This window comes from Xenorhabdus miraniensis (assembly GCF_002632615.1).
This window is the reverse complement of sequence record NZ_NITZ01000033.1, coordinates 1-25601: the sequence shown is the minus strand read 5'-3', so window position 1 is coordinate 25601 and position 25601 is coordinate 1. Positions and strand designations below refer to the sequence as shown.

Below are 25601 nucleotides of genomic sequence, written 5' to 3'. Positions count from 1 at the left end.
AGGTTCAGACAGCGTGATATTCGATTTCATAAGAACAGTCGGAAAGTCATCAGATTAACGATTATAACACCAATGCAGATAGTTTATCTGATCAACTTATATTAGATTCTTTATATGTACTTTCTAATGTAAGTGTTAACTTCGTCAGCAAAAGGAACAAATGTGCAGCCAACTAAATATTTATCTTTGAGTCTTTTCTTATGCTCTTTAAGTATACCCACAGCCCTAAGTGTAAAATCTCCTGTAATCTGATGTTCCATAATTTGAGCAATAACACAGCCGCTCATTCCTCGCCAAGAGGGTAATGGTAAAGATTTTGAAATACTTCTCTCTTCAAATATTATATTTTTGTTTTTAGCCTTTTCATCAAGCCAAAAATATACATCTTCATTTTCTTTATTATATTGAAAACTATGAAATGTAATATTGTAAGGATATAATCCTTTATTAGTCCTATCAATATGAAGAGCATTTTTTGATGATGGATACCCCATTATGACAAAAGACGAAGTTTTATTCATTAATGGTCTTTCATCAGAACTAAAAAAAAGCCAACTCTTTTCAAGGGCGAGCATTTCTTCAGAAAAAGGGATTATCGCATAATCTTTCTTATCATTATAAAGAACGTTTAATTTATGAAAAATATATTTATCCCCCTCAATGGAAAAAAAAGGCACTGAGCATTTTTGCAAGTCATGTACTACATGTGCAGCTGTAACAATACAAGGATGTTTCCCATCAAGCATATATAAAAAACCGCTGCCAATAAGTGATGCACTCTTCATGCTAAATTCGTCTTTAGCAAAGAAAGAAACAAAAGATTTCTGCCATTTTTCAAATAGCTTAGTACTACCATTTTGCTTTATCCAAGAAGGCAGGATTTTAATAACTGATAAACATGGGTAAAAATCATAAGAAGAAACCAACATAGAATAAAAACCTCATCAGAGATAACCAAGTATTTCCACATAACAAAATACTAGGCAATAAATAAATATTAGTAAAACTTGGATTCGCCTAATAAGTGCAATTTCTAAGAAAGGCGGTCAGTTGCTATAGTAGGCATCTTTCTCGCCAAAGGAAAATGCACTATGACCTATACACAACTGACCGAAATAGAAAGATATCAGATTTTTAGTTTAAAAAAAGCCGGTTTTACACAACGCTTTATTGCAACATCACTAAATCGCGCTCCATCAACAATTAGTAGAGAGTTGAAACGAAACAGAAAAGCACAAAAATACTGCCCTAAACAGGCTCAGCTTAAAACCTCAGAGCGCCGCCATACTGCGATAAAAGCAGTAAAAGTGACATCCGAGATAACAAAGTTGATTAAACAGTTAATTTGGCAAGATTTAAGTCCTGAACAAACAGTCGGTTACCTAAAAAGGGAAAAGATAATATCTTTACATCATGAAACAATTTATAGATTGATTTACAAGGATAAAATTAATGGTGGTGATTTATGGCAGCATCTCAGGATGGCTAAAAAACCGTATCGTAAACGCTATGGAAGCCATGAGTGTAGAGGTAAAATCAAAAACAGAATCAGCATTGAAAAACGCCCAAAATGTATGGATAAAAAGCAACGTATTGGTGATTGGGAAGGCGATACTATTGTGGGCAAAGATCATAAAAGTGCGTTATTGACCTTAGTTGAACGGAAATCGTTATTTACTATCATCATTAAGCTTAAAGATAAAACAGCAGAAGGTGTCGCAAAAGCAGTAACGAAACACTTATCACGGATAAAAAATAAATTTAAAACAATCAGTTTTGATAATGGTCTCGAATTTGCCGAACACGAACGTATAAGTAAAAATTTAGAGACAAAAATTTATTTTGCTCACCCCTATTCCCCTTGGGAGAGAGGAATAAATGAGAACACGAATGGATTAATCAGAGATTACTTTCCAAAAGGAACCGATTTTAATAAGGTATCGGAGCTAGAGATTAACTTGGTCGCAAACCGTTTAAACAATCGTCCTCGTAAAACACGTGATTACAGAACACCGAATGAGTTATTTAAAGGAACACAAGCTCATTTACTTCGTTCATTATGGTGTTGCGCTTAATATGTGAATCCAAGAAACATTATGATTAAATCGCTACTACAATATTTGTATTCTATTACCCTGAGTATTAAATGTATTTCTTAAACATCGATGTGGTGATCATCACCGCCATCCCCAGCAAGAGTGCCGCAGGCAACAATATCACCGTGGGATACACCACATCCGGCCAGGATAAATACAGCACACAGGGGATCGTGCAGGCGGGTTTAATGCCCCGCTTGGCATGATGGTAAACAAAACTCGATTCATAGCCTGCGCCATACCGGCGTAAATCCCGTCGTCCCAGCCCGTCAACCAGCGCGACCAAAACCACCATCACAAACAGTGGAATGGATAGCACCAAAATAGCCAACCGGATCAGCGTCACCATCGTGATAAACACGGTAGCCAGACAATATTCCCGCAAATAACCCGATACCCCATGTAATACCGCATTGAATTCACGCATAAAATCATTGCGGATATTGAGCTGATAGTGCCGCTGCCCCTGTATCCAGTGCATAAAACCACTGTCGACAAACAACCATTGATAGGCTTGTGTCAGCCAGTCAGAAACCATTTGTGCGGGATTTGATAACAACAGGCTCCGGGTAAATTCCGTGGATAAAAATTGCAGTTCCGTTTTCATCATCGTCTGGCTGTGAGCTGTGCCCTCGTCCGGCCAGACAAAAGTCATGCCGAGGTATTCCAGTAACAGACTGAATAGCCACGACATCACAATAAATCCAATAAGTTGCCACGGCCATTCCCATAACACACGATACAACAGGCCATGCTTGCGGGGCGGTTGGGAAGCGGCTCGGGACGGGTTTTCTGACTGTGCCATGACGTGAAATTACCCCTTCTCTTCCCACCAGTTTTCACTGGTGCGGTAGTGCCGCCGCATATGCTCAGCGATTTTCTGCAAATTGGCCGGCATCAGGTCATCATCGTCATCACCGGTGGGCAACGGCATACGAATTTTCCACAACTGCCCGCCTTCCAGTAGTGCAAATGCCTGTCCTTTCGGCAAATTAATCATCTCAGCCGGCGTCACCAGCGGAGTTTTGACGGTGCCGACCCGGTCCTGCGTGGACGAGGTAAAATCCTGCCCCTGTTCGACATCGGCAATATCGGAATGCCCGGAGACCAGGGTCTTACTGTAGATTTCCACTTCGGGCAGCTGGCTGGTGAGCAGTTCTGCCGTCCGGTTATCCCGCACCCGCAGCATAATCAGGGTATTGAAGTTCCCAATCACCTGCGCCGTTTTGGCCGGGCTACCGATGCGGGCTTCGATATCGGAGGAGGTCTGGGTATAGGCCGTGACCTGCATACCGGCACCGCCGCCTTTATTAATCAGCGGAATAAATTCATCGCCCATCAGTTCGTTGAATTCGTCACAATGCAGGTTAATCGCGAGCTTCCCGTCCTGACGTACCGGTAATCCTGCATTCATACCGTATTTATAAATCTGCCCGGCGACACTAACCAAATCCGCAAACATGCTGTTACCCACTGCCGAGGCCACATCGCTGTCAGACAGTGCATCCAGCCCGATATAGACAATCCCGTTCTTGCGGATCACCTGCTCCCAGTCGAAAATCGGGCGTAAATCGGCCATATTGAGATAATCCGGTGATAACAGTTCTGAAATTTTGCCGGTGGTCAGTTTTTCCAATAAAGGCAGCAGGGAGGCGACAATTTTATCAAAATAGGTGCGGTCATAACGCACGGCAGAACGTAACCCGTCCAGGATCGGGTCATAGAGTTGCTTACCTGCGTCTGAACTCAGCGTCACTTCCATTGCCCAGAGCCGGAACGAATCCGGCTGCCCCTGCATATTGCGCGGGATATCTTTTTCTTTCAGCTTGCCGAGGAACTGATTGATTTGCTCCAACAGAGCAGGTTGCCTGTCTGTCATCACTTTGGTGGCATAGAGCTGATACAGTTCACTGATGTTATTGACGTAACGCGTGATCAGCGTGTAATCCGGCCGGTGCCCCAGTGCCACCAATGCACGGGCAACAATATTGACAAACCGCCAGGCAAATTCACGAAACGCCGCACTGTTCCCTTCGCCACTCAACTGCCCAGCCAGACGGGACGCCACCTCCGAAACCCGGCCAAACCTCCCGACCGCATTATAACGGGCCGAAATTTCCGGCCAGCCCAGATGAAACAGGGACAGTTCACTGCCACGTCCGGCCCGGTGCGCTTCTGCCCAGATGCGTCTTAACAGGTCGGCATCGCCTTTGGGATCGAAGACAATCACCACTTCACCGCGCCGGATATCCTGGGTTATCAGCAGTTCAGCCAGCCGGGTTTTTCCCACACGGGTGGTGCCCATCACCAGGGTATGTCCGACCCGCTCACGCAGATCCATAAACACGTCCGCTTCCTGTGGCTCAATACCGTGGATCACAGAATTACCGCCAACAGGCGGTAGCGGACGTACCGGATTTAACGGCGAATCCTGGCGTAACAGCGCAGATAGCTCAGGCCACCGGTATTCGGTATGGTGTTCCAGTGCACGGGCAAGCTGATAGAACCGGGACGGCTGCACAAACCGCTCGACTTCGGGTCGCCGCGTATCCTGCAAACGCTGGGTATGCTTCTGCTGCCAGCGAAAGCCCTTACCCAGAAATAAACGTAGGTGACTGATGGGGATCTGTTTTGTGCTCATCTGATAACGCGGCAAGCGGCGCAGATTTTTGCGATAACGGATAACCTGAATGCCCTGCCATGTGCGTATCATTGCTAATACCGCAAAACCGCTGGCCATGACATAACTGACTGAAGGAGCCAGCGCGATGGCCCAGGGTGCCCGGATGCAGATAAACGCAGCAACGGCTGAGACCACTGCCGTATTCAGCTCGACAGCCGGGCGTAACAGGGCTTCAACCACATAACGACGGCTCATAGTGAAGGCTGCTGCGTAAGTGTGTTTTCAGTGATTAGCACCGGATAATGTTGTAACTGCAAACGACGAGCCAGCTCTGTGCCGGAAGCCGGTGAGAGCAGCAAATCCGGCACTAATGCCCGCAATGACTGTAATCCTGTTATCGTACTGACATTGACGACCAGTCCCACGGCATGTAATTGCTTAAGCCGCTCAGCATGCTGGCTTAGCCACTGACGTGATTCAGGATCATCGCCAATCAGAAATAACGCCCCAACCCCCGGCAATTGCAGCGATCGGTTTGCGACTGTTCCCGGTGTCAGTTCTGGTGTGTTGACAGGCAACATGGCTGCTTCCCCCGCCATCTCTGGTGCGGAATGCTGTACCAATGGCAAAGATTGACTGCTTTGCTGAGCATTGATACCTTCGTAAAAGGGCGTGGCATCTTTGCCGCCTAAATCAGCAATGACATTGAGTTCAGCCTGGCAGGTATTGATCCATAACAGGCTGATAATGGGCAACAGACTCAGCCATTTCATGGTAATGACGTGATATGCCATCCCTGTTCTCCTTGTCGCAGTAATACCGGCATCAACCCCTTGCCGAACCGGAACCAGTACCCTGCATCATGATTCAGGGTGATTTGCCGGTTGCGTACCTGTTCAACCGGAATGCGATGCGCTTTAGCCCACTGCCGCAGCGTGTCGTCATTGCCCTGACTGTCCATCAGATAGATATCCACCGGCTGCTTTGCCGCCAGCACGTCGGCTAAACGGGTTTCACATGATGGACAATCTTTGGCTCTGACAAACAACGCCAGCCGGCCACTTGTTTCACGTGATTTTTCCATATTGACCGGCAGTACATCCGGAAACAACCGCTGCCAGGCCGCATCCACTTCCCGCTGGAAACGCAGTTCTTTTTCGGTACGGGCAAACTCTGATTTAACCCACTGTTCAGCATAATGACGACGTTCAGTATCGCTTTGGGCTTCAATGCCTAATGTTGTCAACGGGTCAAGCCCCGGCGACTGGATACCCCGTGGCCCGTTCATCAGGTGCTGATAACGCTGATATTCATCGGCACTTAACTGCCACTGTTCAGCCTGATGGTTCAGGGGTTGCGGCTGGCTTTCTGTCGTGTGTGTCTGCTGTGAAGTTAACGGTGCCGGTGTGGCTGCCCACACAGAATGACTCAGCAGCATCCACATCAAGAGCACGGTCCGGTTCAATCTCATGATGTTTGTTCCTGTTGAGATTGTTTAGCTGGATCCGGTAATTGATAGCCCTGTCGCAAATGGTGACAAACTTTGCGCTGCACCGCATCCACCTCCAGTTGCCAGGCCGGACCCGCCATCACCTGCAATCCCGTGCGTAACCGGAGGGGGCCTAACTGGGCATGCACTGACGGCAGCGGCTGACGGTATAAGATGTTATTGGTATTTTCAGGCATACACAGTGTGTAGCCGGATTGACGCAGTGCATAACGCATGGCATCAGCCACCGTGGGATTCTGGGATGTGGGGAGCTGAATATCAATCAGTTGGGAAAGCGGATCACGCTGTGCTGCTGTCGGATCGATACTCACCAGTACATAACGACCGTAGCGGACAACTTCGGGTGTTTTCTGATAAATATCCGGTAAAACAGTTTGCATGTTTTGTGTCCGCGTAACGGAAGGAAAAATTTCTTCTGGAGGTTGAGGCGGGGGTTTTACACAAGCTGTGCATCCGGTCAGCATGAGCGCTATCAGGCTCATTAACACATTTATTTTCATTCCGGTCAGGTTCCTGCTCAGTCATCAATAGCACCGACTATGCAGGAAACCCGGTAATTTATTCAATGAACAACTCAACTGTATTTGCTGAAAATTAATATGCTGAAACAGACATTATTATGTGTCAATGTGATGGTTTTTATCAGCGCGTTATTCAGCCACTGGCTGGCTTTCATCAACCGGCTGACGGATTTTTCGTTCAATAAAATTGCCGTAGTCATCGAAATAACGACTGGGCCAGATTTCAGCGGGTTCCATGCCCAAACGGGTGGCGATGATCAGTTCCCCTTTGGGCCATGAGCGGGATAAGGTATTTGCCAGGGTAGAAGAACTGAGTCCCGATTCGCGGGATAAAGCGGCGAGTGTCGTACCACGTTTGCGTAATGCACAAATAATTTCGGCTGGGTGCCAGTCTTGGTGAGTGTGAGTCATACCTGCTTCCCCTTCTGTGGATTATTGGTGGTGGTTCAGACAGGGTTAGCAATACCGGAGGTCAATCGATCCGGCGAGACGTGAGTCTCCCCTGCCTGAACCGCCATTGAAAGGGCGACAGCAGGCACACTGGTAGAAACTACCTACCAGTGGATTGACCTTTCAGGGTTGCTAATCCCTGACTATCAGATTTTGCTGATAGCGTTTCTACTTTAACGAATTACGTTATCTAATTCAATAATCGAACAGGTAAGTCCAATAAGTAAATTGGGTAAGTGAAATAACCAATATTGAAAAAAACTTAAATATCAATATCATAGATTTTACATATTATCCTGATATTCAAGATGGCAAACGAAAAAATATTTATTAATGGTTATTCCCATACTACTCATCAGGATCAAAAAAGGCCCCTTCAGGAGCCTTTTTTGAAAGATATTCTTCACACTCCGACCATCACAACGAGTAGGGGCGGGTGCTTACACAAGTAGAGTTTCCTCTGGTTGCAGATTATATAACACGCAATAAAACACGTCAATGTATGTGATCGGTTCTGTAAATCTGAATAAAACAAACGGTATACTGTGCCAAACTCACAAAGGACGCCGTAAGATAATGACTATTGAAGCAATTACCCAATCACTTTCCGCCTCCAGATTTGCCACTTATCAGTCACCTGTTCTTGGTGGGAAATCCCCTGAACAATGTTTAGGTGTTTATTTATGGAATAAACAACTGGCCAGTGTTTTCTTACCTACGTTACAAGTCATTGAAGTTTCATTACGCAACGCCCTCTATCAGTCTTATATTCAATATGAAGAAGAACGGATTGAACGCAATTTTGCCAGCCATGTTTGGGCAGAGAAAAAATCCAAAATAGACCACCATTGGTTCGTCACTGCGTTCACACAACGGAATAACCCCGGTGCTTATAAAGGCATTCAGGCAGCCATAAGTCAGTTAGAGAAAGAGAAAAAACCTCATACGCCTGAAAATATTATCGCCAAACTGACCTTTGGTTTCTGGGTTTCTATGGTCAGAAATGATTTTGATATTCAAAAAAAACCTTACTTAGTACTTTGGCCTCATTTACGAGGTTCAGTTTTCCCAAACGCATTGAATACACAAACAGGCCGCCCACTATCGATTAACAGCATTGGTAATGAGCTAAAAGAAATTAACAAAATTCGTAACCGGCTCTCTCATCATGAACCTTTGTGGCGTGATCAAAAAGCGTATCAGGTTGAAGATATTATCAATAAAGTGATTGAGCATTACGAACGTTGTTTAAAAATTATTTATTGGATAAACCCTTCCAATCTTAAGCTATTAGATATTATTGAAAATAACCAGAAAATGGCAGAGTTATGCAGCCTTCACTCACTCTGGAAAAATAAACAACTTCCTGAAGGAATATCATCACTGCAAATCAATAAAGATTGGAGAAAATTAGTCATTTTAGACTCTTCTCATACCGGAGAAATTGTTCATATTTCGGATAATCACATCTTAATAAAAAGCAAAAAAGATAAGGCGATATTTTTTGGAAGAAAAGAAGAACTTCATGATGAAATTGATACATATCAACAAAATGATTTGGTGAAATATCACCCAGAATCGAGCACTGGACGTTATCCCAATGCAAAAAAGATTATCAAAGTGTAATTTGTAATTCAAATACTTTAGTTTTAAGTTTTAACTTACCGACTATGTGAAAATATGAATGAGAATTATTGGATCTTATACGTAATGAATAAATCATAGCACAAAGTCGGTTTGTTTATGTATAACGATTACTTAAGCTGAAGAAATCAATTTCATTTATAATCAACAAAAAATACTAACCATACAAAAATGCAAAATCCAGTTTTGAATTTAGTTTAAAAAGTCAGATAAAATAAAAAAATGGCCTATACGAATTTCATTAAGTAAAATTTCTCATAGCGCTGTCAAGCTCAAGACTAGGATTATAAATAAAGAATTCGCCTTTCATCAGAATCTGAGCATTTCTCTGTACGCCGGTATATTCTATATGCTTACCATTACGAGTGATGCTAAATTCAGATATCCCAGATAAGTGTTCAATATTTACTATAGAATTATCGTTATAAGAATGATATATGTGACTTGCAACAGTTCCAGAAAAACAACAGGCAGCCGCTAAACAACAACCACCAGATACCGCAATAGATGAATGTACACTTTTGGGAGTAAGATATCTGATGTTAATGTCGCCTCTATCTAGGGGAGGAGAAATAATGGCAATTTTAGGCTGAGTTATAGACTGTTTTAGATCCGTTTCACTCATCACTGTCCCGTCTTTCTTAGTAATCCCCATCTTAACACCCATGCTAAGCCTTACTTCCATAATCTTATCTTGTAATGCCTTATTATTTTCAATTTCATAGGCATTTTCGTAACCAGTGATCCCTAAACTTTCTGCATTGATAATGATCATCGGCACAACAACGTCTATACAAGTAATTAGAATATTATTAAATGAGTCAATTAAATTCCCTGTAGGAAAAAGAGATTTTGTCTTTGAACATGCAGGATCTTTAAAGGAGACGTTAACTTCGGGAAAATCACCAATAACACCAGGCATATCTGTTAATTGGTATTTAGGAGATACATCAGGCATTGTACATAAAATATTCTTATGCGTATTTGTGTTATAAATATTCAACTTACCATCAGGCATTAGCAATTTATCTTCGAGTAAATCTCTTATAACCAATGGGATGGATGAGGTCATATTCCCACAATTAATATCCCATGACACTGTATTACTGTCTTTTTCAAGTTGTGCAAAAGTGCTAATCACCTTTTTAGACTGATAATCTATATCAATGATAAAAACTTTATTACTTGTTGTTTTTTCTCTACCTAATCCATGTAGTTGTTTATTATTTTTAATTGCTCCATCTAAAGGCACTCCCATTATATGTCTAATAATTTCTTCTTTTACTTCTTTCTCTTCTGGTAAATGTTTCTGTAGCAAAACGATACCGGTGGAAGTTCCACCTCTGACATAATAGAGTGGTATCTTAATTGGGGTGGATATTTTTTTCATAAAGTCACCATTGTGAAATCAATATTTCTTTAAAGGTCTTAATATGGATTCGATCGTATCCACATCTCTTTGGTAGGCTAAACCATAATTCCAATTTTTCTTAAAAGTTTTACTATGATAAGTATTCAATAACCTATCCCAGGCAGTAAATATAAATGAATAATTTGTATTGCTATTTTTGTACCCTTTATCATGATGAACCTCATGAAATCTTGGTGTTGTAATTAAATAAGATAGTAATTTTTCTGATTTAATGGGCAACCTAATTCTTGAGTGATGAAAAATAGCAATAATGTATCCAAAAACAGAATGAACTAAAATGGTTTCTAACGATATTCCTAATAGGAAAATTATTACCAAATTAAAAAACATATGTAAGATTAACTCTACAAAATGAACCCTCAGCCCTGTTGTGGCATCTAAAACCTCATCAAGATGATGAATTTCATGGAATCTCCACATAAATTTATTTTTATGACTCATGCGATGAAATATGTAACCTGACAGGTCAAGGATGATAACGCCTATAAAAACATCTAATAAAGATGAAGTATCTCCAGTATAAGATAATACATGTGTTAAAGGATGGTGGCTTGCATAAAAAACAACAGGAACTATGAATAAAAGAGATACTATTCTTGTCAACAAGAAATTAAAAAAGTTATTTTTCCAATGACGATTATATTTATCAGGTGTGTAATCTATTCTTATGTAAACAATAATATCAATGATGAAAATAAATAAAAACCAAAAAAAAAAAGAATATAATCAACCATCATGCACCTTTCACTTTTAAATTTCCTAATTAAAAAACCTAGAAAGTGTACTTAATTACAAATCAACAAGGCATAAATAAAAAACAAATAAATGCAAGGCATTAATAATACATTAAAATCCTATCAACGTCTTAAATGAGTCAGATCAGGATCTCACCTTTTTTATATAGTTATTATGGATAAAAAAAACCATTAGCTTGATAAATAAACAAGCCCTGTTAAAACAGGGCGATCTGTTGATAATAATAAAAAAACACTCAGAATGGAATTTCATCCCACTCCATTTCCTCCGTTTCTTCCGGCAAAGCTGAAAGCTGTGCCATTTGTGTTGGCGCGCGCTCCTTTTTAGCCTTAGCCGGTTGAGAAGGTTGTGGCTTCTGGACGGGTTTCGGTGCGATCTGTTGCTTAGCTACTGGCTTTGTATCACCACGGCTGCCCAGCATCTGCATCGTGCCGTTCATATTGACCACCACTTCCGTTGAATAGCGATCTTGTCCCTGGTTGTCTTGCCACTTGCGTGTTTGCAACTGACCTTCAATGTAGACCTGAGCCCCTTTTTTCAGGTACTCCGCTGCGATTTCTGCTAATTTGCCGAAGATCACCACCTGGTGCCATTCGGTTTTCTCCCGGATTTCGCCGGTTTGTTTATCCCGCCAATTGTCTGACGTGGCCAGTGACAGCGTTGCCACAGTGCCACCGGTTGGCAGGTAACGGATCTCCGGATCTTGCCCCAGATAACCTACTAAAATGACCTTATTGATCCCACGTGAAGACATGCTATTTTCCTCCTGTTATGCTGACTGACGTTGTGTCCAGCGCCCTTGTTGCAGGGCCAATTCTGCCTGCTCCCGGCTGGCAAAATATTCGGTTGATTCACGGGAGCACGGCACTCCCGCCTCCATCGTGCCGATATAAAATCCCGCACGACTTTGTAAGACAGCTAACGGTAACTGCTTATGGCAATATTGCAGTGCCAGCACACCAATCGGTGCAACATTCATAACGGTATCCTGTTCTGTGATAAAAGAGCCTGCCCTGAATACGGTGATTCAGAGCAGGCCGGATGGATAATGAAAGAATATCAGAATGAATTTTCTGCATATTCTTTTTGCGTGATACCGTTCTGAGGCGGCAGTGAGTCGGACTGTTCGGCCTGATACACTTTCTCCTGACCGATTTTAATCCAGTCCACTTTAATCAGACGGGCTTTCAGGCTGACGCGCTGTTCACCGGCATGATCGCCGCGTTTCAGGGTAAAAATATCGGTAGAAGGGTTACTTAGGGTAAAGCCCAGCAACACTTTTTTATCTTCGTCCACCGCTTTCTGGCAACGACCGACCAGACTGGTCGCCTCCTTGCCGACCACGGTAATATCAAAACGCACATAGACCGGATTATCACCCGGGCCATTTAACGCATTGATCACACAGCTCAGGAACGTGCCACTGGCGGTGCTGACATGGCGGATATTATTCAGATAGCCCAGTCCCTTGATATTCAGGTTGAAATAGTCGTTTTTGGTTAAAGATGTGGTGTTCTCAGACATACGATGTTCTCCATGGAGGTAAAATACGATGTGACGGAGAAAACCTTCTCCCCTGACGGGAAGATTTTTTCCCGCCGGATGTCAGGCGCATACGTTGCTGACGTTCTGATAAAGAATAAAAAAACCTTCATTGCCTTGAACCGGCAATATCTGCTTCCAAAGGTGTGCAGATGTACCGCGTTAAAGCGCTCCCTTGCAGGCTACGGGAGTTTGGCAGCCACCCGGAGGCGATCGTTGCAGGCTCATCGATCTTCAGGAAACAGACTGATTTTTCAGACATCCCGTCAGCGCGTCAATCAACAATCAGATCTTCATGCGTTCTGATTTTTCCGCCGGGCTTTACGCGATTGTGTTACCGCTTTGTCATTCAGCATCCCCTTGCAGGCCGGATAGTTCACACAGCCCCAGAATGGTGAGGTTTTCCCCTGCCGTTGTCGCATCCGGCCACCACAGTTCAGGCATTCCGGCGTTTTCGATAATGTCAGATGAAAGGGTTGCGCTTTACCCCGTTCCACTAAATGCAGCAGCCATTGCGCCTGTTTTTGCATAAATACCGCCAGCGATACCTTGCCCTGCGCAATATCATCCAGTGACTGCTCCCATAACGCGGTCATGCCCGGACTGGTCAGCACTTCAGGCAGCCTGGCAATCAGCTCCTGCGCCAGTGGCGTCGCATGGATGGCTTTCTTTTTTCTCTCAATCAGCTGACGTTTAAACAACGTATCCAGAATGCCTGCACGGGTCGCTTCCGTGCCTAATCCGGCACTCTCACGCAAAACCTGCTTTAATTGTGGATCACTGACCAGGCTGGCGGCATTTTTCATCGCCGCAATCAGCGTACCTTCGGTAAACGGGACCGGCGGTTTGGCCTGTAGTGATTGGGTTTTGGCTTCAACTATCTGACATCGGTCACCCTGATGCAGCACGGGTAAGGACAAATCGGCTTCTTTTTCTGCTCCTTCTTCGGTTTCATCAGTAAACAGTGCTTTCCAGCCTGTCATCACATTGACCCGCCCTTTCGCCCGGAAGTGTTGCCCGCCGATATCCAGTGTCACGTCAGTCACATCCGTTTCCTGCGCCGGCAGAAATTGTGCCAGATAATGTTGGCGGATAAGCTGATAAACCTTTAGCTCGTCGGCTGTTAACCGAGTGAGATCGAATGCGTGACGTGTGGGGATAATGGCATGGTGGGCGGTGATTTTTTTATCATTCCAGACACGCGACACTAATTGTGTATCCAGCGAACTGATAATGGTGGTCATGGCCGGGTCAGTTCGCGCCAATGCGGTTAACACGATCGGAATATCCGCCTGCATGGAGACGGGCAGATACCCGCAATCCGTGCGCGGATAAGTCGTCGCTTTATGGGTTTCATACAACGACTGGGCAATCGCCAGCACCTGACTGGCGCCCATTCCCCAGAGACGGGACGCCGTCTGCTGCAAGGTCCCCAAATCAAAACAGAGCGGTGGCGGGGTTTTCTCCCGTTTTTTGCTGACTGCCATCACTGTGGCCTGTGTGACCTGCTGACAATGTTGCTGTACCGCCTGCGCCACGGCCTCGCGGATACAGCGGTTTTCGTCATCCCCCTCCTCCGTGGCAGGCAGCCATTTAGCCTGAAAGCAGATAGTGTCTTTTTCCAGCTTCGCCATGACCTGCCAGTAAGGTTTTGGCACAAACTGACTGATTTCCTTATCCCGGTTCACTACCAGTGCCAGTGCCGGGGTCTGCACCCGTCCGATGGATAACACTTCCCCAAAGCCCAGCGCCTGTGCTTTCAGGGTATACAGGCGGGTCAGGTTGATGCCTGTCAGCCAGTCGGCTCTTGCCCTTCCCAGCCCGGCCTGATAGAGAGCTTCCGTCTGCTCCCCCGGTAGAATGGTGGCCAGTGCCTGCCGGATACTGGTTTCATCCAGCGCCGACAGCCACAAGCGCCGGACCGGACCGGTGAAACGGCAATACTCCAGCAACTCCCGCGCAATCACTTCTCCCTCGCGGTCGGCATCGGTGGCAATAATCACCTCATCAGCCTGTTTCAACAGGTGTTCGATAACGGCAAACTGTCCCGCTGTCGCGGCCTTCACCGACCACTGCCACTGCACGGGCAGTACTGGCAACACCTCCAGCCGCCACGGCGGACCAAACTGCTCGCCATACTGTTCGGGGGCCGCCACCTCCAGCAAATGCCCGATGGCCCAGGTCACCGTGATACCGACACCAAAGAGACAGCCCTGCCCGCGCTGTTTCACGCCCAGAACGCGGGCGATGTCTTTGGCCTGAGACGGTTTTTCACACAAATAAAGCTGCATCTTTCCACCTCCATTAACCTTGCGCTTCGGAACGTAACGGGGAGGCGAACGCGGAACGCTGCTTGCCTGACAGAATATCGGGATGCGGTTCACCCAATAGTTTAATGGCGTCCAGCCCTGCCGGGGTTTTCTCTGCAATATCCTGCCGGGTGACCGCCAGTGAACGGTAAGAGCGCACCAGACCGTAAATCTGGCGAATGACACGGCTGCCATTGTGCAGAAAGGCATCCCGTTCTGCGCGTGAAATCAGCCCGTAATGAAAAGCCTGAAAGGTTTTCATGGCGAGCTGGTCATAACCGACCAGCAACCAGACACAGCGGTAACCTAATGGCGAATGACTGTAAACCCCGATATTTAGCGGTTCGACAGAGGAAACGGCGGATAAGGTGATCTGCGGTGGGATGGCATTCAGGGTATCCTGCAAAATAGCCAGATTCTGCCTGAGATTGGCCGATGCGGTTTCCAACGCCTGTTCCAGCTTCACCAGCCAGACATCGGCATACGGATTATCGGCAGCGGCATCCACACTGATGTGACCGGCCCGTTTGATCACCTGCGGCATCCCGAGGATTTCTGTCACCGGCTGTGTCTTGCTGATCTCTTCCCGCCGGCGCCCGGTCCACAGCCGGATAGCGTAGTGGGTATGCAGTTCAATTGTTAATGAGGAGGTTAATACGCCGGCGCGCCGCTGCGGTTGGGATACGGGTTTTTCTTCCAAATCTGACATGCACAAAAATTCCTGTTTAGCCTTGATAAGTCAGTCAAACTATCAAGGCTAAACAGGCTGTAACTCAATGAATAACCAGTTACGGGAAAAAGGAAAAATGTTGGTTTTATTCGTTGTCAGAAGAAGTGATGATTTTTTAACCTTGTGTGCCACGGGCACACCCGTATAATTTTTAATCATTATTAGTTCAGGTGACACTGCCAGGTTTTCTGTCTCCGTTATGCGGGTCAACACTGTCTGTTTTTTATCCTTGTGTGCCACGGGCACAGTCGCATACTTTTCAATCAATATTATCACTGCTGTATTTCGCCATTGTCAGTCGCTGACGGATGTCTTTCACGACACTGCGCACATGGGCTTGTGAGGAAGGTGAAGCAGGCCGCTCAACAGGTTGAGTAAATTCAACAGGTACCTTCGCAGAAGCCGGCGTGGTAGCCGCAGTTTCAGCCTGCCCGTATAATTTCCCGTCCCGTGCCCGTTTCATCATCGTCAGCAACCAGCCGACCGGGTTGCCGATTTTTCCGGCCCGTAACGCTTTGTCCAGACAGCTCAGTACAGTCTGTGCCTGTTCCGCGGGCAGCGCCTGCAACTGACTGGTCAGCATCGTCACATCGTCCGGCTCCAGCTGTCGGCAAAGTCCTTCCGGCAGAAAAATCGCGGATTGGGGTGCTACGTAGGTTTTTTTATTCACACAGTGTGTGAAAGAACGTACATAACGGTTCGGTTTAGCTGAACCACTATAAGGCGTTGATTTCAGACTGAGTTCGGCATCCGAATTCAGTGTATTCTGCCCCTTTGGAAGACAGGATTCAGTTGCCGAACCCGGCTTAATTTCCCTGAGTTCGGTTTGCTGTTTGCCTTGTTGAAGCGACTGGCGCAACACCCGTTGCTGTGGCGTCTGCACGGCATTCAGCCGCTCTTCCAGCAAACGGAGATGGCTGTGACGATGGCGCATCATCGGATCGTCTTTGATGTCGGTCAGCACGTCCCAGGCTGTCTGGCTGATAGTGCGGTTTTTGCTGTGACAGGCTTCTGCCACCGTATCCAGCCAGTGAGGATCGAGGATTTCGGCATCACGGCCGGTCAGCGGCTCATCGTGTTGCGCATAGATATTGCCCCGCACCCGACCCTGCTCATCGCGGATACGCTTGCATAAACTCAGCCAGCCGGTGATTCGCAGCATCAGTAATACCCGGCTGACGGTTTCACGCGAGGCCTTGCCTTTATAGGGTGACGCCAGCAGGACCTGCAATTCGTCATAGCTGGGAAACACCGCACCTTCATTATTCAACGCATACAGCCGGATCATCATCCAGCCGGTTTTATCCAGCGGCGACAAGCGATCATCCAGTAACAGGCGGCGGGGATAGGCATCCTGAATATTGCCCATAAACAGCAGACCACTGCGAAGTTGTGAAATGTCATCGTCTGCACGGTGTTCCAGACGCATTTTCATCTTGGCAATCGTGTGTGTAATGATGCTGTCTGCTGACAGGTTTATCATGATCCTTGATCTCCGGCCTTTGCTTTTAAATTGAGTCGGTAAAAATAATGTCAGGACTGCACCCTGTTACCTTGAACAAGATGCAGCATGACACGACTTCAATACGGACTATTTACGAATTGCATTGTTATAGCGTTCATGGAGCATCAGCTCCCACGATTGCCCGTTATCCCGGCTTAACAGCCGCCAGAACAACCCCACGTTGATTTTCAGATACCCGGTGTTCTTTTCTTTCAGCCGGACATAATTGCGCTCGCCCCGCTGATAGCTGCTCACCTGATGTTGTGCCTTGCGGCGCAGTGACAAGGGTGTCGTCAGGGGCACATGCAGGCCGGGCATGATTTCTGTTAATTTTGCTGACATCGTTTCCTGTTCTGTTGAGGGTTAACCGAGGGCTGTCAGGCCTGTTCCGGTACTTCGCTGTGCTGCCAGTCCTTCACTGCATGCCAGACGGCGGTCAGCGAAATCTGATGATGCGCGGCCATCTCCAGCATCACATCCAGCCCGTCGGCACTGTCCGCATCGGCAATCTTTGCCGCCTGCCAGCGCTGCCACAGGTCACGGTTTTCCGCTTCCGTCAGGGGTGAACCCCGCCCCGGCCGCACCGTCATGCCGGCAATGCGTCGCCGGGCAGCAATTTCCAGACTCGACAGGCCGAAAAAATAGTGCATCAGTTCAATCGAACCGCCTAATTCCAGTGCCCGGTCAATACGTTGCATCCGCTGCTGTTCAATCCGCGCCTGATGTAAGATGCGGGCCAGATTGGCGTGATGAATATGAACGCTCAGCACTGACACCGGGCTGTTGCCCAGATAATGCAAATCCTCAATCGTCAGGCGCTGCAACATCAGCATTTCACCGGGTGCTAATCCCAGTGCCTCACAACGGCGGATATAGCCGTTCTTCAAATCCATCACCAACTGCATCAGCAGGCTGTTGGTTGCTTGCGATAAATGATTCATCTACTTCCTCCACTATCAGGCCAGTCAAAACACCATGAATGAACAACACACGGAAAAGCAGGCACCCTATCGGTATCACGACATCGTCAACGTCTCCGGTGCGACCGCACGCTGAAGTTCACGTAAACGCCGGAGTACCCGGATAAGACGCAGGAACTTCACGGTCTGGGTATCATCCAGTAACGGCATGTCCTCCCGTCCGGCGGTGCCGAGCAGAACGGCTGTCAGTGTCAGTGCACTGTTGTCAGTCGTCATTTCCCCGGTCAGCGACAGCAATAAATGCGAAAAGGGATGCGCTTCCTGCGCATTCATCAGATAAAAGCCTGCCGCCCCCTCATCCGACACCGGCAGTAAATCGCGGTCACAGCCCATCACTTCCGCCAGTTCAAACGCCAGCCGGAACGCCATGCTTTGCAGATGTTCAATATCATCCTGCATCGGGGAAATATCCCAGACCGAACTGACCGGCTCCAACCCAGTCTGGGCAAAATGCAGATATTCCGCCTCAGGGACGGGCAAGACAGACTCAGGCAGGTTATCAGCGCTCTCCGGCTGATAAGACGGAATCACCGGATTTTTTCGAGGGGACGTGGCAGGTACTTGTGCCTTATCGGCCGGGGCGTGTGTTGTCTCAGTGTCAGGTTGAGCAATTATTCGTGAGTTCGATTCCCGGTTATGCACCCGAACCCGGCTGACATTATCCGGCTCAGTGGCTTCCGGTATCGATGCCACATCAAATGTCGTCGCCTGCTCGCCAAAGAGTTGGCGGCGGTTGCTTTCCTTCGGATCTAATTCCAGTATCCAGCGGTCATAATTGAGCTGCGGGTGGGGCAGAGCCTGTAATAAATCGCCGATCAGTTCATCGCGGAACATCGCCGGCGACCAGTCTTCCAGCGCATCAAATTTACGACAACAGAAACCAAAAACTTCATTAAATGTCAGGACGGGTTCCGGGTTTATACTGAAAACATGCTGTTGCCAGACCGCCTCAGCATCCTGCCGTAAGGCCAGTAACCCCCGGATTTGTGGCACATTCAATCCCGAATTCAGCAGGTTCGGCATCCACGGGTACAGGTACTGCACGGTATCTTCCATCCGGCTGATATAACTGCGACTGACAGGAAAACCCGCTTCACCCAGTAGCACTGATAACTCACTTTGGGTGATTTTCTGCTGTTTCTGCGCTTCATACAGGGTTCGGGTTTTGCAGACGCCTAACGCTTTTTCAATAAAGCTGAGGTCACCCCGCAGCTCGTTTTCCGCCAGATGCCCGATCACACATTGTAAACGCCCCGGCCACGGTTTAAACAAACAATGTATCCGATAGAAGCGCTCATCGCCGGTTTCCTGCCACAGCTCGGACAGTATCTGGTAGCGTGTATTCCCGCCATCACTGAAGATATAAACTTCGTCACCGTCCGGATCGCGGGTGACTTTCGGCACCGTATCCAGTCCGCGCATTTTTATTGAGGCTTTGATATCGTCATAGCGTGGATTGCGGCTGGTGCGGGGGTTATCCGGATTCGGGCGAAGTTGATCCAGTGTCAGTACCATCGGCATTTCTGCCATTGGCGGGCTGTCATTGAGGGTAGCCACCGCCTGCCGTCCCTGCTGTAACAAGGCCTTGCCTAAATTCAGGTTATTGCGTCCCATAACTTACCTCCCGCTGCTCTCTAAGTCCGAAAAACGGGTATACCGGCCGTCAAACCGCACACGCACCGTGCCAGTCGGTCCCTGTCGTTGTTTGCCGATAATGATTTCGGCCATCCCCACATCCGGCGTGTCCTCGTGATAGACTTCATCGCGGTACAGATGCAGGATCAAATCGGCGTCCTGCTCCAGCGAACCGGAATCACGCAGATCACCATTGTTGGGGCGTTTATCCGGGCGGTTTTCCACCTGCCGGTTCAGCTGAGACAGCGCCAGCACCGGGCAGTCCAGCTCTTTGCCCAACGCTTTCAGACTGCGGGAGATTTCGGCAATTTCCAGTGTCCGGTTTTCCTGTCCGGGCGCGCACATCAGCTGAAGGTAATCCACCATAATCAGGGCAGGTTTGCCGTATTTACGGGTATAGCGGCGGGCCCGGGCACGCAATAAAGCTGGGGTCTGATAACTGCAATCATCAATAATCAGGCGCTGATCCCACTGGCTGAACTGCGCCAGACTCTGGCTGATGCGTCCCCACTGCTCGTCATCCAGTATCCCGCTGCGCAGGGCGCTTAAGGCAACCCCGCCTTCCATTGCAGACAGACGCAGCATGAGTTGTGACGTCGGCATTTCCAGACTGAAAATCTGTACCACCGCATTGTCTTGATGCCGCAGGGCACCGAGGCAGCAGGCCAGACCCAGTGCGGTTTTCCCCATTGAAGGACGGGCAGCCAGCAGAATGAGATCGCCAGACTGTAAGCCACAGGTCATTTCATCCAGCATCTGAAACCCTGTCGGTGTCCCGGTGATCCCGTTACTGCCCTGAATGTGTTCCAGATGGGAAATCAGCGCTTCCGCCCCTTGCAGCAGAGTGACTTCCTGCTGTTGTCTGGCCGCCCCTTTTTCTGCCAGACTGAACAGCTGGCTTTCCGCCTGTTCAGCCAGAGTAACGGCCTGAACATGGGGTTGAAAAACATCCACACTGAGGGATTTACCCAGCGCCAGCAACTGACGTAAGCGGCTTTTTTCTGCCACCATGCGGGCGTATTCCACAATATTGGCGGCACTGGGCGTGTTCTTACACACTTCCGCGACGTAGGCAAAGCCACCCACACAGTCCAGACGCCCCTGATGTGACAGCAAATCAGTCAGGGTGATCAAATCATACGGCGTATTTTTTTCTGTCAGCTCCGCTATCGCCTGATACATTATCCGGTGTGCCGGGAAGAAAAAATCTTCCGGCATCAGCAGCTGAACAAGATCATCCCAGCGATCATTGTCCAGCACCAGCCCGCCAATCACGGCAACTTCTGCATAACCATTACTGGGCTGCTCTTTGCTGACCGCCTGTAAGAAATCATGATCCATATCCATTCTCCACCTCCCTGTTGACAATAGTAAGCGCACGTACTAACCGCTGTTGCAGACCGGGCGAAGAAACCCAGAACAGCACTTCATTGGCGGTTAAATACTGCGGTTTACCCTTCTCCCAGCCACATTCCAGCAGAGCCACATCATCCGGTGTCCCGGGCATCAGTGACAGTGCACGTAACTCTTCTTCACTGCGGGGACTAAAATGCTCAACGAGTTCAGGCGAAACAGCCCAAATAACGGGTAATAATGCCTGAAATTTTGCCAGCGCCGTTTTACGATCCGGCGCATCGACAAACACAAACCACTCATCCTGCACATCCGTAAACGGCAGTTCCGCATTGTCGTAACAAAAGCAGACAGCCCGCCAGATAACATTCATTGCGCGTCTCCCGTCGGTTGACTGACCAGGACCGCATCAAATTTTGCAGCCCATTCGGGAAACAATTCACAGGCCAGACTGTGCATCGTCTGCGCCGCTGCCGGGCTTTTGCGGACGGTTTTGTATTCCAGGCGATGAACAGGCTGGGCACGGACATGCCCCAGTTTGTAGATATCCAGCAGATCAATGCGGGTGCGCAGCAACTGATAAATCTTTCTGCCACCCAACGCTGACGTATCGTAGCGTTGCTGTCCGATAATACCGGTCAGTTCATTGAGCGTATCGCGATCCAGATTGGTACCTTCAATGCTGTTCGCCAGGATCTGAATAAGCGGAAGCCGGATGCCGTAATTTTCAAATGGCCTGAGGCGGGTCAGCATCCGCAACGTCCCGCGCAGAAATTCACGCACATCGGGCAGGATGGGTTTGATTATCCCCAGCACAGACTGAGTTGCAGTCAGTACTACCAGTTCGGTCATCACCCCCGGTCGCCCCCTTGGAGTCAATAATAATGACGTCGTACTGATGAAAACGCGGGTGTTGCAGGATATTGCGCAGACGGAGACGCCCATCAGGGGCATGCAGCATGGCCGTCGGCAGAAGCTCATCAGGATCATTGGAAACAATAATATCGAGATTGCCAATCGCCGAACGGGAAATGATCGCGTCTGCCTGATTCAGATCCACCGTCTGCATCAGCAATTCATACAGCCCGGCCGGGGCTTCATAGTCCAGGATAAAAATACTGCTGGAGGTGGGTTGTGAATAATCGGCGTCAATCAGGAGGGTCTGTAGACCGGCATCAGCAAAAAAACCAGCCAGATTTGCGGCATGGGTGGATTTACCTTCGCCGCCTTTGGGGGAAATGATGGGGAGTATTTTCATTAGTACACTCAATAAGTTAAGTGTACAAATTGTCAAATTAGGGAATTTTACATTAAGTTAACTTACGATGGGATTGAAAATCCCCGTGTCGGTGGTTCGATTCCGCCTCCGGGCACCACTTCAACTTCCAGTGAAGTCCAGCCTAGTAAAACAATTCGTATCAAATCCAGTAAAATCAACAATCTTATCTATTTCTACGTCTAGTTTCGCCTGTTGTAATCAACAAGCAGCGAAGGGCATAATTCGGGGCACTTACCGTTCGATTGCAGGAATGCCCTTAATAATGAAACTAAACGCACGACAAATCGAAACTGCAAAGCCCAAAAAAAAACCTACAAACTCGCCGATGGTGGTGGTCTTTATTTAGAAGTCTCGTCACGTGGCTCAAAATACTGGCGCATGAAATATTACCGCCCGACCGATAAGAAAGAAGATCGTTTGGCATTTGGCGTCTATCCGGCAGTATCGTTAGCCGATGCCCGCGCTAAACGGGATGAAGCCAAAAAGCGATGGCACAAACTGTCGCCGGGCAATCTCCCTATCTGACTGTAAAGGGACCGCATTGTCCTCATCAGCGACTACTGTTCGATACTGCATCAATGCTGGCGCTGACAGCACTGGATAAAAAAATTACAGGTGCGCAGATTATCAAACCGGATGGAACGAAAAAATTATTGTCTGGCAGCAAAAAGACAGGTTCGTTTATTGCCGTGTCAGCGCTGGAAGAGCCCCCGACACGGTGATCATTACCGAAGGTTACGCTACAGCACTGACCGGACACGAAAATCATTCTGACTGCGGATAATGACTGGCATAGCCTCGGCGAATTGAATAAGAACGGTAAACCCAAAGTGAATATTGGCAAGATCTCGGCAGAAAAAGCAGTCCGGGAGGTGAATGGTTGGGTCATGTTGCCGCCTACAGAGCATAAAGCTGACTGGGACGACTACTGACAACAAAACGGTGTGGAAATGGCAAAGCTGGCCTTTGCTCAGGGGCTCTATCAACCAGCATCAACCGAGAAAAAATCAGCTATTCAACCCAGTGATACTGAACTTTCCAAACTGACACTATGCCAGATGGGAGCCAGCCAGCGCGGGGAAGTGTTACTGGCGCGTTATGACGGTGATTTGGCACTGGAAGGTGCTTCGGAAACCGTTCATCATTATGACGGTATAATCTGGCGTCCGGTCAGTGACCGCGATTTACGGCGGGAAATGGTCGTTGCTTTTATGGAAGAGAAACTACCGTACTCACCGCATGGCATTAACGCTGCCGTGGATGCCCTGAAACTACAGCTTCCCATAATGCAGTCACCAGAATGCCATTTAATCGGGTTCAGTAATGGGGTATTTGACCTGAAAACCTGCCGATTCCCGGCCTCATCGTAAACATGATTGGTTATTGCCTGCCAATGATGTCGAGTTCAATTCCCCCGTTTCGGGGGAAACCCTGCAAAACCATGCCCCACATTTTTGGCATTGGCTCAATCGGGCGACAGCCAACTGCGAGAACAAATCTGATCGGGTGTTGGCAGCGCTGTTTATGGTGTCCGTTGTGGATATTGTGGAAAGCCTGCTCAGGGAAAATGGGGTGCGGAGTTTTTTCTTTGCGCTCGGTTACAAACACCCGCCACGGGAATTTTGTGTTCAGTACGATGAAAGTGATCTGGCCTTTATTCAGCGTTTACTGGCGGATGAAGGGATTTTTTACTATTTCACTTTCGATCAGGAGCAACACGAGCAACGTATCGTTTTTCACGATTCCTGCCTGTCCCTCAATCAGGTTATTTCCGTCCCTTATCGTCCGGAAACCGATGTGACAGGCGCAACAACCTGTATCCGTCAGTTTAGCTGGTCAGAACAGGTTGGCGTTGCCAATATCACGACCAAAGATCGTACCTTTAAGAATCCGCGCTGGAACCGGGAGTTCTGGTATGAAGGCCGTAATCTTGACAATCAGCGAAGACTGAACAGCTATCACTATTACGATTTCCCCAGCCGTTATAAAGATGATGAGTCAGGACAGCGGGCAAGCCAGTATCGTCTGGAATACCTGCGCCGGGATACCCAGCTTGGCAACGGTCACGGTGACTGTTTTGCCATGTGGCCGGGACAGTTGTTTGACCTGACCGACCACCCCAGAGAGATGTTTAACGACCAATGGCAACTCATTCAGATAACCCATTCCGGCCGTCAGCCACAAGCCGATGAAACCCAGTCCGGCGATGGCGGCACATGGTTGTCTAACCAATTTACCTTCACCACCCGAAAAAATTCTTATCGTCCTTCCCCCTACCCAAAACCCCAAATGGAAGGCCCGCATATTGCTACTGTCGTCGGGCCGGAAGGCGAAGAAATCTTCTGTGATGAGCATGGGCGCGTCCGTATCCAGTTTGACTGGGACAGGTACGGTGAATTCAATGATCGCAGTTCTTGTTGGGTTCGTGTCAGTCAGGCGTGGGCAGGGCAATTAATGGGCATGATTGCCATTCCCCGTGTTGGTCACGAAGTTTTGGTGGATTTTGTCCACGGCGATCCTGATCAACCGATTATTGTCGGACGGGCTTATCACGCCAACAACATCCCGCCAAACCGCCTGCCAATGGCGAAGACCCAGATGTCGATCCGCTCGAAAACCCATAAAGGCGAAGGGTTTAATGAACTGCGCTTTGAGGATGAAAAAGATCGCGAAGAGGTCTTTATTCACGCCCAGAAAAATCTTGCTATTCAGGTGCGCAATTCACGCGGGGAACGCATTAACTATGACCGTACAACCAGCATCGGTCATGACGATGAACTGGTGATAGCCAATAACCGTAAGGTCACTGTAGAAGGCCAGCAGGAGCATAAAACCACCGGCAATTATATTGAGCAGATTGACGGTGACCGCTCGTTACAGCTCAAAGGTGATCTGGCTGAAAAAATTCAGGGTGTGGTTAGTGTGGATGCGCAGGGCGATCTTACCCTGCAAAGCGGCAGCAAAATCACATTAAGTGTCGGTGGAAATTTTATTGTGCTGCATGCAGGCGGAATTGATATCAAAGGTGCGGCGATTAACCTGAACTCCGGTGGCAGCCCCGGTGATTTACTGGCACCCGCTAACCCCGCCATCCTGCTGGCCGCAGCCAGCGAAGGCGCCATGTTTGTCGCTCACTGCCCAATGAAAGAAAAGGAGAAGCCCGAATGAGTCAGGAAAAACTCTACGCCATTATTGATGGTGCGGCAGAATCTGATCTGTTTTTAATGCTGGAGCGCT

Annotated in this window: 26 protein-coding genes and 2 pseudogenes; 7 read left to right on the top strand and 21 right to left on the bottom strand. The window is 47.8% G+C overall.

The window, feature by feature from the left end; genetic code table 11:
* Window positions 1-110: 110 nt before the first annotated feature.
* The gene (locus tag Xmir_RS20045; protein ID WP_099115818.1) at window positions 111-929 is read right to left on the bottom strand and encodes a S1 family peptidase; all 819 of its coding nucleotides are present in this window, start codon (window positions 927-929) and stop codon (window positions 111-113) included.
* A 162-nt stretch (window positions 930-1091) separates the two neighbouring features.
* On the opposite strand from Xmir_RS20045, the gene Xmir_RS20040 reads away from it, so the two are divergent.
* Window positions 1092-2075, top strand: a complete 984-nt coding sequence (locus Xmir_RS20040; RefSeq protein WP_099115817.1) for an IS30 family transposase — start codon at window positions 1092-1094, stop codon at window positions 2073-2075.
* Between the two features lie 67 nt (window positions 2076-2142).
* Here the strand turns inward: Xmir_RS20040 and Xmir_RS20035 are convergent, their stop codons facing one another.
* From Xmir_RS20035 to Xmir_RS20010, 6 genes are all read right to left on the bottom strand, one after another.
* Window positions 2143-2901, bottom strand: coding sequence for a TIGR03747 family integrating conjugative element membrane protein (locus tag Xmir_RS20035; protein WP_099115816.1), 759 nt, complete (start codon window positions 2899-2901; stop codon window positions 2143-2145).
* A gap of 9 nt (window positions 2902-2910) precedes the next feature.
* The gene (gene traD / locus Xmir_RS20030) at window positions 2911-4974 is read right to left on the bottom strand and encodes a type IV conjugative transfer system coupling protein TraD (protein ID WP_099115815.1); all 2064 of its coding nucleotides are present in this window, start codon (window positions 4972-4974) and stop codon (window positions 2911-2913) included.
* Window positions 4971-5513 (bottom strand): integrating conjugative element protein, encoded by a 543-nt coding sequence (locus Xmir_RS20025; protein ID WP_099115814.1) that lies wholly within the window; start codon window positions 5511-5513, stop codon window positions 4971-4973. The genes traD and Xmir_RS20025 overlap by 4 nt, the downstream gene beginning before the upstream one ends.
* Window positions 5489-6190: a TIGR03759 family integrating conjugative element protein gene (locus Xmir_RS20020; protein WP_099115813.1), complete on the bottom strand. Its 702-nt coding sequence runs from the start codon at window positions 6188-6190 to the stop codon at window positions 5489-5491. Before Xmir_RS20020 ends, Xmir_RS20025 begins: the two co-directional genes overlap by 25 nt.
* Window positions 6187-6729: a PFGI-1 class ICE element type IV pilus protein PilL2 gene (gene pilL2 / locus Xmir_RS20015; RefSeq protein ID WP_099115812.1), complete on the bottom strand. Its 543-nt coding sequence runs from the start codon at window positions 6727-6729 to the stop codon at window positions 6187-6189. The genes Xmir_RS20020 and pilL2 overlap by 4 nt, the downstream gene beginning before the upstream one ends.
* Before the next feature lie 150 nt (window positions 6730-6879).
* Complete coding sequence (locus tag Xmir_RS20010) at window positions 6880-7161, bottom strand: helix-turn-helix domain-containing protein (RefSeq protein ID WP_099115811.1); 282 nt, start codon at window positions 7159-7161, stop codon at window positions 6880-6882.
* Between the two features lie 615 nt (window positions 7162-7776).
* Here Xmir_RS20010 and Xmir_RS20005 point away from each other — a divergent pair.
* Window positions 7777-8826 (top strand): Abi family protein, encoded by a 1050-nt coding sequence (locus Xmir_RS20005; RefSeq protein ID WP_099115820.1) that lies wholly within the window; start codon window positions 7777-7779, stop codon window positions 8824-8826.
* 259 nt (window positions 8827-9085) lie between these two features.
* On the opposite strand, the gene Xmir_RS20000 is transcribed toward Xmir_RS20005, so the two are convergent.
* The 5 genes from Xmir_RS20000 to Xmir_RS19980 form a co-directional block, all read right to left on the bottom strand.
* The gene (locus Xmir_RS20000) at window positions 9086-10234 is read right to left on the bottom strand and encodes a PrpF domain-containing protein (RefSeq protein WP_099115810.1); all 1149 of its coding nucleotides are present in this window, start codon (window positions 10232-10234) and stop codon (window positions 9086-9088) included.
* A gap of 18 nt (window positions 10235-10252) precedes the next feature.
* Window positions 10253-10879 carry a sterol desaturase family protein gene (locus tag Xmir_RS19995; RefSeq protein ID WP_167386024.1) on the bottom strand — a complete coding sequence of 209 codons (627 nt, stop codon included), beginning with the start codon at window positions 10877-10879 and terminating at the stop codon, window positions 10253-10255.
* 388 nt (window positions 10880-11267) lie between these two features.
* Window positions 11268-11786: a single-stranded DNA-binding protein gene (gene ssb, locus Xmir_RS19990; RefSeq protein ID WP_099115808.1), complete on the bottom strand. Its 519-nt coding sequence runs from the start codon at window positions 11784-11786 to the stop codon at window positions 11268-11270.
* Window positions 11787-11801: 15 nt separating this feature from the next.
* The gene (locus Xmir_RS19985) at window positions 11802-12011 is read right to left on the bottom strand and encodes a hypothetical protein (protein ID WP_099115807.1); all 210 of its coding nucleotides are present in this window, start codon (window positions 12009-12011) and stop codon (window positions 11802-11804) included.
* An 80-nt stretch (window positions 12012-12091) separates the two neighbouring features.
* On the bottom strand, window positions 12092-12556 hold the full coding sequence (locus tag Xmir_RS19980; protein WP_099115806.1) for an STY4534 family ICE replication protein: 465 nt from the start codon (window positions 12554-12556) through the stop codon (window positions 12092-12094).
* A gap of 12 nt (window positions 12557-12568) precedes the next feature.
* On the opposite strand from Xmir_RS19980, the gene Xmir_RS27715 reads away from it, so the two are divergent.
* A complete protein-coding gene (locus Xmir_RS27715; protein ID WP_145956937.1) occupies window positions 12569-12880 on the top strand; it encodes a hypothetical protein in 312 nt (103 codons plus the stop codon).
* Here the strand turns inward: Xmir_RS27715 and Xmir_RS19975 are convergent.
* The 9 genes and pseudogenes from Xmir_RS19975 to Xmir_RS19930 all read right to left on the bottom strand — a co-directional run bounded on the left by Xmir_RS19975 (window position 12868) and on the right by Xmir_RS19930 (window position 22343).
* Window positions 12868-14865: a DNA topoisomerase III gene (locus Xmir_RS19975; RefSeq protein WP_099115805.1), complete on the bottom strand. Its 1998-nt coding sequence runs from the start codon at window positions 14863-14865 to the stop codon at window positions 12868-12870. The genes Xmir_RS27715 and Xmir_RS19975 overlap by 13 nt on opposite strands.
* A 13-nt stretch (window positions 14866-14878) precedes the next feature.
* Window positions 14879-15592: a PFL_4669 family integrating conjugative element protein gene (locus tag Xmir_RS19970; RefSeq protein ID WP_099115804.1), complete on the bottom strand. Its 714-nt coding sequence runs from the start codon at window positions 15590-15592 to the stop codon at window positions 14879-14881.
* Window positions 15593-15872: 280 nt separating this feature from the next.
* A complete protein-coding gene (locus tag Xmir_RS19960; protein ID WP_099115802.1) occupies window positions 15873-17096 on the bottom strand; it encodes an STY4528 family pathogenicity island replication protein in 1224 nt (407 codons plus the stop codon).
* A gap of 108 nt (window positions 17097-17204) precedes the next feature.
* Window positions 17205-17459 carry a ParE family toxin-like protein gene (locus Xmir_RS19955; protein ID WP_099115801.1) on the bottom strand — a complete coding sequence of 85 codons (255 nt, stop codon included), beginning with the start codon at window positions 17457-17459 and terminating at the stop codon, window positions 17205-17207.
* Window positions 17460-17494: 35 nt separating this feature from the next.
* Window positions 17495-18058 carry a DUF2857 domain-containing protein gene (locus Xmir_RS19950; RefSeq protein ID WP_099115800.1) on the bottom strand — a complete coding sequence of 188 codons (564 nt, stop codon included), beginning with the start codon at window positions 18056-18058 and terminating at the stop codon, window positions 17495-17497.
* Between the two features lie 75 nt (window positions 18059-18133).
* Window positions 18134-19711, bottom strand: coding sequence for a ParB family protein (locus tag Xmir_RS19945; protein WP_099115799.1), 1578 nt, complete (start codon window positions 19709-19711; stop codon window positions 18134-18136).
* 3 nt (window positions 19712-19714) lie between these two features.
* Entirely contained in the window at window positions 19715-21079 is a 1365-nt protein-coding gene (gene dnaB-PI / locus Xmir_RS19940; protein WP_099115798.1) for an SPI-7-type island replicative DNA helicase, read from the bottom strand.
* Complete coding sequence (locus tag Xmir_RS19935) at window positions 21063-21458, bottom strand: hypothetical protein (RefSeq protein ID WP_099115797.1); 396 nt, start codon at window positions 21456-21458, stop codon at window positions 21063-21065. The genes dnaB-PI and Xmir_RS19935 overlap by 17 nt, the downstream gene beginning before the upstream one ends.
* A pseudogene (locus Xmir_RS19930) lies at window positions 21455-22343 on the bottom strand (ParA family protein). The gene Xmir_RS19935 and the pseudogene Xmir_RS19930 overlap by 4 nt, the downstream one beginning before the upstream one ends.
* Before the next feature lie 283 nt (window positions 22344-22626).
* Between Xmir_RS19930 and Xmir_RS29645 the strand changes: the two are divergent.
* The 4 genes and pseudogenes from Xmir_RS29645 to tssI all read left to right on the top strand — a co-directional run.
* Window positions 22627-22850 (top strand): annotated as a pseudogene (locus Xmir_RS29645) (Arm DNA-binding domain-containing protein); the annotation flags it as partial.
* Between the two features lie 2 nt (window positions 22851-22852).
* Complete coding sequence (locus tag Xmir_RS25960; RefSeq protein WP_167386023.1) at window positions 22853-23086, top strand: hypothetical protein; 234 nt, start codon at window positions 22853-22855, stop codon at window positions 23084-23086.
* A 228-nt stretch (window positions 23087-23314) separates the two neighbouring features.
* The gene (locus tag Xmir_RS25955; protein WP_167386022.1) at window positions 23315-23734 is read left to right on the top strand and encodes a hypothetical protein; all 420 of its coding nucleotides are present in this window, start codon (window positions 23315-23317) and stop codon (window positions 23732-23734) included.
* Window positions 23735-23747: 13 nt separating this feature from the next.
* Window positions 23748-25532: a type VI secretion system tip protein TssI/VgrG gene (gene tssI, locus Xmir_RS19920; protein WP_244170994.1), complete on the top strand. Its 1785-nt coding sequence runs from the start codon at window positions 23748-23750 to the stop codon at window positions 25530-25532.
* The last annotated feature ends 69 nt before the right edge of the window (window positions 25533-25601 follow it).